Annotated in this window: 9 protein-coding genes; 2 read left to right on the top strand and 7 right to left on the bottom strand. The window is 67.6% G+C overall.

What is annotated here, in order from left to right; all coding sequences use genetic code 11:
• Positions 1-270: 270 nt before the first annotated feature.
• The 5 genes from LDL21_RS02060 to mftA form a co-directional block, all read right to left on the bottom strand.
• Positions 271-1,641 (bottom strand): GAF domain-containing protein, encoded by a 1,371-nt coding sequence (locus LDL21_RS02060; protein WP_225278595.1) that lies wholly within the window; start codon positions 1,639-1,641, stop codon positions 271-273.
• A gap of 105 nt (positions 1,642-1,746) precedes the next feature.
• Positions 1,747-3,126, bottom strand: coding sequence for a mycofactocin dehydrogenase MftG (gene mftG, locus LDL21_RS02055; RefSeq protein WP_225278594.1), 1,380 nt, complete (start codon positions 3,124-3,126; stop codon positions 1,747-1,749).
• Between the two features lie 10 nt (positions 3,127-3,136).
• Positions 3,137-4,534: a mycofactocin biosynthesis glycosyltransferase MftF gene (gene mftF, locus LDL21_RS02050; RefSeq protein ID WP_225278593.1), complete on the bottom strand. Its 1,398-nt coding sequence runs from the start codon at positions 4,532-4,534 to the stop codon at positions 3,137-3,139.
• A 143-nt stretch (positions 4,535-4,677) separates the two neighbouring features.
• Positions 4,678-6,168: a mycofactocin radical SAM maturase gene (mftC, locus tag LDL21_RS02045; protein ID WP_225279209.1), complete on the bottom strand. Its 1,491-nt coding sequence runs from the start codon at positions 6,166-6,168 to the stop codon at positions 4,678-4,680.
• A 2-nt stretch (positions 6,169-6,170) separates the two neighbouring features.
• Positions 6,171-6,302 (bottom strand): mycofactocin precursor MftA, encoded by a 132-nt coding sequence (mftA, locus tag LDL21_RS02040; RefSeq protein WP_225278592.1) that lies wholly within the window; start codon positions 6,300-6,302, stop codon positions 6,171-6,173.
• 136 nt (positions 6,303-6,438) lie between these two features.
• Between mftA and mftR2 the strand changes: the two genes are divergently transcribed.
• Together mftR2 and LDL21_RS02030 are read left to right on the top strand one after the other, a co-directional pair.
• A complete protein-coding gene (gene mftR2 / locus LDL21_RS02035; protein WP_067485219.1) occupies positions 6,439-7,077 on the top strand; it encodes a mycofactocin system transcriptional regulator MftR2 in 639 nt (212 codons plus the stop codon).
• Between the two features lie 47 nt (positions 7,078-7,124).
• Positions 7,125-8,180 carry a ferredoxin--NADP reductase gene (locus tag LDL21_RS02030; protein ID WP_225278591.1) on the top strand — a complete coding sequence of 352 codons (1,056 nt, stop codon included), beginning with the start codon at positions 7,125-7,127 and terminating at the stop codon, positions 8,178-8,180.
• On the opposite strand, the gene LDL21_RS02025 is transcribed toward LDL21_RS02030, so the two are convergent.
• Positions 8,177-8,917 (bottom strand): DNA alkylation repair protein, encoded by a 741-nt coding sequence (locus LDL21_RS02025; protein ID WP_225278590.1) that lies wholly within the window; start codon positions 8,915-8,917, stop codon positions 8,177-8,179. The two genes, LDL21_RS02030 and LDL21_RS02025, sit on opposite strands and share 4 nt — an antisense overlap.
• Before the next feature lie 80 nt (positions 8,918-8,997).
• A complete protein-coding gene (locus tag LDL21_RS02020; RefSeq protein ID WP_225278589.1) occupies positions 8,998-9,762 on the bottom strand; it encodes a glutamate racemase in 765 nt (254 codons plus the stop codon).
• Positions 9,763-10,198: the final 436 nt, after the last annotated feature.

Here is a 10,198-nt window from a genome sequence, read left to right as displayed (position 1 = left end):
ATCCGTCACGGACCGCCTGCGGCGGCGGACAGATCGTCGGCCGCTGTTGGTCTAGCTTTTGATCGTTCCTCCAATGTCGCCTACATCACATGGCGCCTGTCCATGCAGTGCCGACACTAGGCGTTCAGTTAATAAAAAGGAACTTATTCCGATAAAAAAGTCAGACGGGCGTCCAGTCCGTTTCCGAAGCTGGGCACGACCTGGCCATGAGTGTGCGCTCCAACACATCGGCCACGGATATGTGAGCTAGCACACTTTCAGAACGGGAGACTAGGAGCCGAAACGTTGCATCTGCGTTGCATCGGCACCGAGGCGCCGATCGAGCACCCGGATCTTGGCTTCGATCTGCGCATACAGGGGTGAATCGCGATCGACGGTCGCCCGATAGGCGGCCCAGGCCGCGGCATCGTCGCGCCCCTCCTGACCCGCGGTCCACCGGCGCAGCACGGCCGGGTCGGCCGAGGCGAGCACCGCGGTACGCAACCGCACCCGCAACTCGTCACGGAGGTCGCAGATGCCCGGCGCCGAGGAACGCGGCAACACCGGACCGGCGTACAACCGTAATGCGGATTCGATATCACCGGAATCCAGCGCGGCCCGCAGCGCCTCCACATCGGTTGCGACATGCACCTGCAAACGGTATGGGCGCGAGGCGACGACCGTCGCGCCGACCACCGCGCGCAACCGGGACATGGCGGCGCGGATCGTGCCGTTGTCCAGATCGGTGTCGTCGAGCAGCAGCGCGAGATGATCCGAACCCAGACCCTCGGGATGTTCGGTGAGCAACAGCAGGATCTCGGCATGACGTTGCGACAGCGGTACCCGCTCCCCCGCCACGCTCAAGTGCGGCTGCCCCAGCCCGAGCACATCGAGCGCCAGCCTCGCCTTTTCGGGTTCGGTTGCCGGATCGCTTCCGCGTACCGAGGTGGTTTCGCCTCGGCCCGCCCGCATGGCTCGCAGCACCAGATCCATCTCGGCGGCGGTGGCGGCGGCCTTGACCAGGGCGAGGATTTCCGGCTTGGCCACCCGCATCCCGCCGGCAATCATCAACACCCCGACGAGCCTGCCGTCCGGCTCGTGCACGGGTGCCGCCGCACCGGTGATCTGGTGCATGCGATGCAGGAAGTGCTCGGGTCCGTGGATCCAGGTGGCTCGGCCGGTGCGCACGACGAGGCCGACGGCATTGGTGCCGATGCGCCGTTCGCTGAGGTCGTCGCCTTCGCGCAGGCCGATCTCGGCGGCCGCGGCGACCTGGTCGGGATGACCGTGCACGCAGAGCACCCGGCCGAACTGGTCGGCGACGGTGACGATGAGTCCCGCCCGCGCCGCGTCCTGGACCAGCAGTTTGTCGATCAACGGCATGAGGGCGGCGATAGGGTGGGCATCGCGATACCGCACCAGGTCGGCACCGCGCAGACCGCGACCGTCGACCATATCGGTGGGATCGATCCCACCGCGTACGCTGCGTAACCAGGACTCGAGAACGAGCGGACGCAACAGACCGGCCAGCTGGGTCAGCTGTTCACCACCGGCACTGAGAAAACCATGGGCCTGTGCGGCATAGGCTTCCAGAGCACCGAGCTGAGCGCCCGCCTCCGTAGCCTGCCGTGGGGGCCGCCCACCTGCAAGATTGCTGACCATTTGCCTTTCTTTCCCGCTACAAACTGTACCGGGCAGTTATCGGGCCAAACGCCAGAAGTGCGGGTTTGTCCCGCAGGTCACATTGTGCTAGCGGATGTCACTCCGTCACACCGTGTAGCACGCCGCTATGGCTGCGGCGAGCGTCACTACCGTGGCCTGTGGACCGCGCGTCAGCGGCACCGGGACGACTGAAAGGTCGGCGATTCTCAATCCTTCGATTCCGTGCACGCGGCCGAGCTCGTCGACGACCGATTGCTCGTCGTTCGCCGGACCCATCCGGCAGGTGCCGGACAGATGCTGGGACGTCCCACTATTGGCACGTAGCCAGTGGTCGTCGACGGGGCCGAACCTCAGGTCGAACAGTTCGCACGCCAGCTCCACGCCCGCGCGCAGGTTTGCCCGGTCCGCCGCGGTGAGCAGCCGGCTCTGATCGATGTGGGCGGGCACGGTGGGGTCGGCCGAACGCAATGTCAGTTCGGCGGCGCCGGTCGGCCGCATGTGCGCCACCCCGAGCCTGCGCAGGCCGGGTGTGAAGGCTGGTGTGTACGGGCGGAATTCGAGGTCGCCGTGTTCGAGCACGTACTCGAGGGCGACGGCCGACACGGCCGGTTCGGGACCGGGGAACTCGACGCCCACCTCGGGGTGGTCGGTGCACCACGTCCCGACGGGGGCGGGCCGGACCACCGGAATGCCGAGTGCGCGTAGTTGCCGCTCGGGTCCGACGCCCGAGCGCAACAGCAGTGCGGCCGATTCCACGGCGCCAGCGCAGAGCACGATCCGGTCGGCGTCGGTGCGTCCGTATTCGCGGCCGCGCACCCATTCCACACCGACGGCCCGGCTGCCTTCGATGACCAGGCGCGTCACCGTCGTCTCCCCGACAACGGTGAGGTTGGGCCGGTCGAGGACCGGGTAGAGATGGGTGATGCCAGGTCCGGCGCGCCGATTTCCCGAGATCGCGAGTGGTACCCGTCCGAAGCCGTCCGGTGCGTCGAGCGCGTTGAGGTCGGCGACCTCGCGCAATCCGGCTGCGGCGCAGCGTTCGGCGAATTCGGCGCTGAACGGAGTGGGATCGGTGGTCCGGACGACCGGGATCGGACCGTCGGTGCCGTGGCCGGGGTCGGTTCCGTGATCCAGGTCGTTCTCCAGGCCCCGGAAGAACGGCAGCAGCGTGTCGAAGGTCCATCGCTCGCTGTTCCAGTCCGTGAAGCCCGCGGCGGGCGGTCGGATGAAATAGCTGCCGTTGATCGCCCCGGAACCACCGATCAGCTTGCCACGCACCAGGTTTCCCGCGTAGCGCCAGAGCACCGCAGACTCCGGCCCGACCGGGAGATGGCCGGGGTCGAGCAGTTCGGCGGGAATGTCGGCGGTTGCGGGCCACACCTGTCCAGCCTCGAGCACCAGCACCGTGTGGGCCGGGTCGTCACTGAGCCGAGCCGCGAGCACACACCCCGCCGAACCGGCCCCGACCACCAGAGTGTTCGGCAACGCGGACAGCTCAGTTCGGCGGAACGTGCGGCTTCAACGCCTCGAAGCTGCGTGCCCGGATGACGCCGAGCCACAGCCCGGTCCCGTACGCGACATCGTCGAGCCGCTTGTAGGCCACATAGCGCAGCGGATCGAGGCCACCGGAATCGCGATGGGTGAACCAATCGGCCAGTCCGTCGGCCAGTGCCATGGTGACCGCGATCTTCCTGATCCGCTTCGACGCGAGCACCGCGAGCAGCGTCACCGGCCAATAGTCACGACACATCGCCGAAGCCAGTCGCCAGAGTCCGGCGAAGAATCCGCGCGCCAGATACACCGCCGCGATGCGGGTGGGATTATCGAGTTCGGCGAACACCCGACGCATCCGGATGAGCGCCGTCGCCAAGGTGACCAGCCCGCCGAGCAGCCCCCATTTCGACATGGTGGCGAACAGGATCGCGGCCAGCACCGTCCACTTCGGCACGCTCAGCGGCGAGACCATCTCCCCGTGCCGCTTGCCCAGCGGCGCGGCGCCCGTGCCGTAGAACAGCTTTCGGGTGAACCAGGCCCGGAACTCGACCCGGTGATCGTGGGCGACGTGGGCGGCCGGTTCGTAGCGCAAGCGCCAACCTGCCCGCTCGAGCCGCCAGCACAGGTCGACATCCTCGGCCACCTGCATGGATTCGTCGAAACCACCCTCACCGAGCAGTGCCGCGCGCCGGGCCAGCAATGCCGCGCTCGGCACGTACGACACGATGCCGCGTGCGTGCACCGCGGCCTCGCGCCTGCCCAGATCCAGCGAGGAGCGGGTGTGTTCGTAGCGGGCCAGAGCGTTGGACTCCGAATCCAGGGCGACGATGCGCGGCGCGACCAGCGCCACCTGCGGATCGCTGAAATGCCCGAGCATCACCTCGAGCCAGCCGCTGCGCGGCACCACATCGGAGTCGAGGAACGCGACGAAACCGGTTGACGCCGCGCGTAACCCGGCATTTCGGGCGGCGGCCGGGCCGAGTGGGCGCTCGTGGCGCAGCACCGTCACCTGACCGCGCCCCGACCGGGGCGGGATACGCACCGGTTCGTCGGAACCGTCGTCGACGACGATCACATTGTGTCCGCGCAGCGAGCCGAGCAGCCGCACGAGTCCGTCGGCGTTGTTGTAGAGCGGGACGACGACCGTGACGTCGTCGGGAGAGGGCAGCAGCCGGGGTCGCGGGTTGGCGACCCCGGAGTCGAGGAGTCTGCGGGCGACGATCGCGGACTTGGTATCGGTGACCTCGAGGTACCCGTCGCCGATCAATTCGGCGGCCTCGGGTGCCAGGCGCAGCATCCGTGCGGGCGATCCGCCGATCAGGATCCGACCCCCGGAAAATGCGCGTACCCGTGGATCGATCCGTACCCCGAAGCCGTCGGGCAGACGATCATGGCGCATTCCTCGCATGCTATTCGCACTTGGTCCGCCAAACATCATCACCCCAGAAAAAAGGAAGAAACTCCGCTCGAAATGCCGCTCCGACCGCTTAGTTGACGTGTCGAGCAAGATCGGCAGCGCACCGCTGGCAACCGGCGACGCGACTACCCGAGCGGACTTTCGTTGCACGCTTTGGCGGGTGGCTGGCGCACGGTCAGCGGCAGCGAAACCCGGGTGCGGGCGCGCACCGGCCGCGAGTGGTCGACGGCCGGGCGCGGAACGACGCGACCAGGTGCCGACAACGCCGCCTCCCCGTACCCCTGCACACACTCCGGGTCGGGTCCGTTGGCGGGCAGACCGGTGAAGAACTTGGCGGCCATGCACCCGCCACGGCAGGCGTCGTAGTGGCTGCACTTGGTGCAGGCGCCGCCGTCGACGGGCTCGCGCAGTTCGGCGAACAGTTCGGCGTTGGTCCACACACCGTCGAAACCGCCGTCGGTGAGGATGTTTCCGGCCTTGAACCGGTCGTGGATGGCGAACGGGCAGGCATAGACATCGCCCACGGGGTCGACCAGGCAGACCACCCGGCCCGCACCGCACATGTTCAGGCCGGGCAGCGCCGAACCGAAGGCCGACAGGTGGAAGAAGGAGTCGCCGGTGAGCACGCCCTCGCCGTTGCGCACGAGCCAGTCGTAGAGCTCGCGCTGCTGTTCGGGCAGCGGGTGCAGCTCGTCCCATACGTCGGCGCCACGGCCGGACGGGCGAAGCCGGGTCAGGCGCAGGGTGGCGCCGTAGCGGTCGGCGATGGCCTTGAATTCGTCGAGCTGGGCGATGTTGTGGCGGGTCGCGACCACCGAGAGCTTGGCGTCGCGGAAGCCCGCGTCGGCCAGGTTCGCCAACGCCTTGATGGCGGTGTCGTAGGAGCCGGGACCGCGCACGGCGTCGTTGACCTCGGCGGTGGCGCCGTCGAGGGAGATCTGCACGTCGACGTAGTCGCTGGCGGCCAGCCGGGCGGCGACCTGCTGGTTGATCCGAACCCCGTTGGTGGAGAACTTGACCCCCACATGGTGGGCCGTGGCGTAGTCGACCAGCTCCCAGAAGTCCGGGCGCACGGTCGGCTCACCGCCACCGATGTTGACGTAGAAGATCTGCATGCGCTCGAACTCGTCGATCAGCGCCTTGCACTGCTCGGTGCTCAGCTCGTTCGGGTCCCGGCGACCCGAAGACGACAGGCAGTGCACGCACGACAGGTTGCACGCGTACGTCAGTTCCCAGGTGAGGCAGATCGGCGCGGCGAGACCGGACTCGAAGCGGTCGATGAGCCGTCCGCCCTGCGGGGCGCCGACCGGGGCAGGCGGGCTCGGTTCCACCGGCGTGACCGGGCCAGGCGCGGGCACGATCATGTCGGTGCGGGCCAGCTGGTCGAGTGCCTCGACATATGCCGTCGAAGCGCTGAAGCCCTTGGCGTGCAGCGCTTCCCGCACGGAATGGTGCGCGGGCAGCGACCGGACCACGTCGACCAGCTCGCGGCTCTTGAGGAACGAGAGCTTGCGGGTGCCGAAGTGGTACAGCAGCGCACCGAAGGACTCCGGACGCAAGGAGACCCGAGGATGCAGCGCCCATCGGGCATCGAGATCGAGCACGCCTGCCGCCATGGTCAGTACACGCCGCACATGCCGTCGATGCTGACCTCTTCGATCAGCGTCTCGGCGATCAGGTCCTCGCCGGTGTCCTCGCTCGCGGGTGTCGGGTTCTCGGCCATGACTACCTCCCATGTGTTGACGGTCACTCGCGACTTTAACGTCAGTCACTGCCATAAAGGCGGGATTCGGAAAAACTCACCGGACGGGCCACGACATCTAGACTTCCGGGAGCAGGACGGAAGGGGCCCGAGAGCCCAGCGGCAGTAGAGGTGAGGCAGAGGCTTGCGTAACCACGGTGGGGTCGGCAGCGGCGCGAATTCGACACTCTCGGAAGCGGAGATCGTCGAGGCGGCGCTGCGCGTAGTACGCGAGGACGGCGTGGAGAAGCTGTCCATGCGCAGGCTCTCGCGCGAGCTCGGGGTGTCGCCGATGGCGCCCTACTACTACGTCGCCGACAAGCGGGAACTGCTCGACCTGGTCGCCAGCGCGGCGCTGGTCGGCGTGCGCAAGCCGCCGCGCGAGTCCGGCCCGTGGCAGGTACGCCTGCGCGATCTGATCGATCAGATAGACGATAAACTGCGCAGGCATCCCGGCCTGGGCGACATCCTGCTCGAGCAGATGCTCGGCAAGCAGCTCGACCTGATCGAAGCGGTGATGGAGATCCTGTTCGACGCGGGATTCTCCGATCGCAACGTGCTGGCCGCCTACGCGACCATTCACACCTACCTGTTCGGCCGCAGCAGGGTGAATCCGCGTGACCGCTCCGCCCCCGCGGACGTGCTGCTGCCCGAAGCGGTGGCCCGTGCCACGAAGTACATGTCCGACCTGCGCGGCAAGTACTCCTACGACTTCGGGATGGAGGTGCTCGTGGCCGGGCTCGAGGCGCAGCTTGCCCTGCAGGCGCGTCCGGACTTAGCATGAAACTGAAACACGTTCTAGTTTTGGCTAGATCTGCTCGAGAGGACGACATGACCACAGTCGAGGTTCCGCACGGCTCGCGCTCGGTGGTGCTGCGGGTCGCCGCAGTCATCGCCGAAACGACCGACACCCGCTCCGTGGTCTTCGAGGTGCCCGACGAGCTGCGCGAACGGTTCGCCTACCAGCCCGGGCAGTTCCTCACCCTGCGCATCCCCAGCGAGCTCACCGGTTCGGTGGCCCGCTGCTACTCGCTGGCCAGCTCGCCGTTCACCGACGACCTACCCAAGGTGACCGTGAAACGCACCGAGGGCGGCTACGGCTCGAACTGGCTGTGCGACAACATCAGCGCCGGCGACGAGCTGGAAGTACTTCCGCCGTCGGGCGTGTTCACTCCCCGCGACCTCGACACCGATTTGCTGCTGTTCGCGGCGGGCAGCGGCATCACCCCGGTCATCTCCATCCTGAAGTCGGCGCTCGCCCAGGGCAGCGGCAAGATCGTGCTGGTCTACGCCAACCGCGACGCCGGCTCGGTGATCTTCGCCGACGAGCTGCGCGAACTGGTCGGCAAGTTCCCGCAGCGGCTCAGTGTCATCCACTGGCTCGAACCGCTGCTCGGCCTGCCGACCGCCGACATGCTCGCCCGCCTGGTGAGCCCCTACACCGCCTACGAGGCGTTCATGTGCGGACCGAAGCCCTTCATGGACCTCGTGCACACCGCGCTGGGCTCGCTCGATGTGCCGCGCAGCCGCACCCACGCCGAGATCTTCAACTCGCTGGCCGGTGACCCGTTCGCCGACCACGCGCCCGCCGAGGTGTCCGAGGAGGAGGCCGCCGACGCCGCGACCGTCGAGGTGGAGCTCGACGGGCAGGTGCACGAGCTGAGCTGGCCGCGCAAGCAGACGCTGGTCGACATCATGCTCGACAAGGGCCTCGACGTGCCCTACTCCTGCCAGGAAGGCGAATGCGGTTCCTGCGCCTGCACGGTGCTGGAAGGCAAAGTGGAGATGGAGAATTCGGAGATCCTCGACCCCGAGGACATCGAGAACGGCTACATCCTCGGTTGCCAGGCCCGGCCGGTGACCGACCACCTGAAGATCCAGTTCTAGCGCATCGCCCGATACGCGGCGCGTCGCTCCCTGTCGAGGTGTTCGGTCGCGTAACTCAATGCGGTGCGGCCCATTTCGCGTGCGTTGGCATCGAGGAAGCCGGTGAGCAGCGCAGGGTCGACCTTCTTGCCGACCTCGCGCAGCATCCAGCCGAGGGCTTTCTGGATCAGGTCGCGGTGGTCGTCGAGAAGCTCCTCGGCCAGGGCCAGGGTGGTGCTCGCGTCGCCCGCGCGGATGAAGGCGAAGGTCGACAGCAGGGCGACTCTGCGCTCCCAGAGTGAATCCTGTTGTGCCAGTTCGAAAAGCAGGGTGCGTTCTTTGTCGAGCAGCCAGGCTCCGAGGATGTATTCGGCGGACGAGTCGACCAGGTCCCAGTTGTTCACCCGGCCCCGGCACACGGCGGCCAGGTAGCGGTCGACTATCTCCTCGCGCGCCTTGTCGTCACGGGTGCGTGGTTTCGATGCGATGGCGAACTTCGCGCCGAGGACGAACAGGGCGACCAGGCGTTCCTCATGGACCGGGCTGTCGAGGAGTTCGTCGACCTGGTCGAGCGGGAGCGCGGTGAACCCTTTCGCGACCTTCCGGCTGACAGGCACGCGGACGCCGAGGAATACATCACCGTCGCCGTACTCGCCGGGTCCGGTTTTGAAGAAGCGTTGCAGGTGTCGCGCGTCGGCCGGGTCGGCGTGTTCGGCGAGCGCGGCGCGTACGTCGTCGGCGGTGGGAGCCTCGGTCACAACGCACCTCCAGGGTCGGTTATGCGCATTCAACACCACAGGACACCCTGCCCGGTCACCGCACCACCCGGACCGGAACGTCAGAGGCCGACAGCGCCCAGCAGGCGGCCCGACTCGAAAGTCGCTGCGCTGGTAGGCAATTCCCCCGGTTCACCGCTGGTGCGGACGATGACCGTTCCGGTGCCCGTGGTCGGCCTGCCGAGCTCGTCCATCTTGCGGACGGTCTGGGCGGCGACGGCCTGGGCGCTGTCGAACAGGCGCACACCGTCCGGCAATGCGGCGACAATGGCGTCGACGACCAGCGGATAGTGGGTGCAGCCGAGCACCACGCCCTCCACATCGGCGGGTGTGCGGGCGGCGGCATCGGCGATCGAGGCGTTGATCGCGGGCACGTCACCTCGGTCGATGGCGTCGGCCAGGCCGTGGCAGGCCACCCCGACAACCTTCGCTTCACCGCCGAAACGAGCGATGAGGTCGGCCTGATAACGGCTGGCCGTCGTCGCCGCCGTCGCCCACACCGCAACCGAACGACATTGCGCCGCAGCGGGTTTGATCGCCGGAACCGTGCCGATCACCGGCACCGACTCCCCCACCTCCGCGCGCACCTGAGCCAACGCCGTCACACTCGCCGTATTACACGGCAGCACGATCACCTCGGCCCCCAGCGCCAGCGCCTGCCGCGCCGCCGCCAGCACCCGCTCGACCACCCACTGTTCCGGCTTGGGCCCCCACGGCGCGCCCTCGGGATCGAGCAGCAGCAACAGATCCACATCGGGTCGCAATTTGCGCAGCCACGCGGCCGTCGGCAACAAGCCGAGACCCGAATCGATAAGCGCGACGATCACGGGTCCACCGTATTACAGCCCCGCGAAGCCCCCCGTCCCGCCTACAGCAACTCCACCTCGTCGAACCCAACGGTCAACCGATGCCGATCCTCCCGCAGCACCCCGCCCTCCCGGTGCGTGGTCCCCACAGCGAACTCCAGCCCGAGCGTCGACCGCCGGCTATCGACGGACTGGACGACAGCACAGATACCACCGAACGGGCCGTGCGAAAAGACGACCACGTCGCCAGGTGCGTACTCAGAAATCCCCACGGCGCCAGAGTAATCCGATTCGCGTGCCGGGGACCGAATCGTTTGCCTGCACTAGGCAAGCACCGCCAGCGATCCGTGCCCTCACCGGCAGTCCGCCACACCGCGAACTAACCCCTCACTCGAGTCCGCCACCTCCCGCCCTCCGAGCCGCACGGCACCGATTAAGTCCGCCACCTACCGCACTC

It is taken from the genome of Nocardia rosealba (assembly GCF_020216065.1).
Lineage (GTDB): Bacteria > Actinomycetota > Actinomycetes > Mycobacteriales > Mycobacteriaceae > Nocardia > Nocardia rosealba.
Note: the sequence above shows the minus strand (reverse complement) of the source record. Positions and strands in the feature narration are given on the sequence as shown.

Excerpts from the sequence above, each read along its gene's own strand:
- LDL21_RS02030 (WP_225278591.1), top strand. The coding sequence starts at position 7,125 with ATGACCACAGTCGAGGTTCCGCACGGCTCGCGCTCGGTGGTGCTGCGG.
- LDL21_RS02060 (WP_225278595.1), bottom strand. The coding sequence starts at position 1,641 with ATGGTCAGCAATCTTGCAGGTGGGCGGCCCCCACGGCAGGCTACGGAG.
- mftF (WP_225278593.1), bottom strand. The coding sequence starts at position 4,534 with ATGCGCCATGATCGTCTGCCCGACGGCTTCGGGGTACGGATCGATCCA.
- mftC (WP_225279209.1), bottom strand. The coding sequence starts at position 6,168 with ATGGCGGCAGGCGTGCTCGATCTCGATGCCCGATGGGCGCTGCATCCT.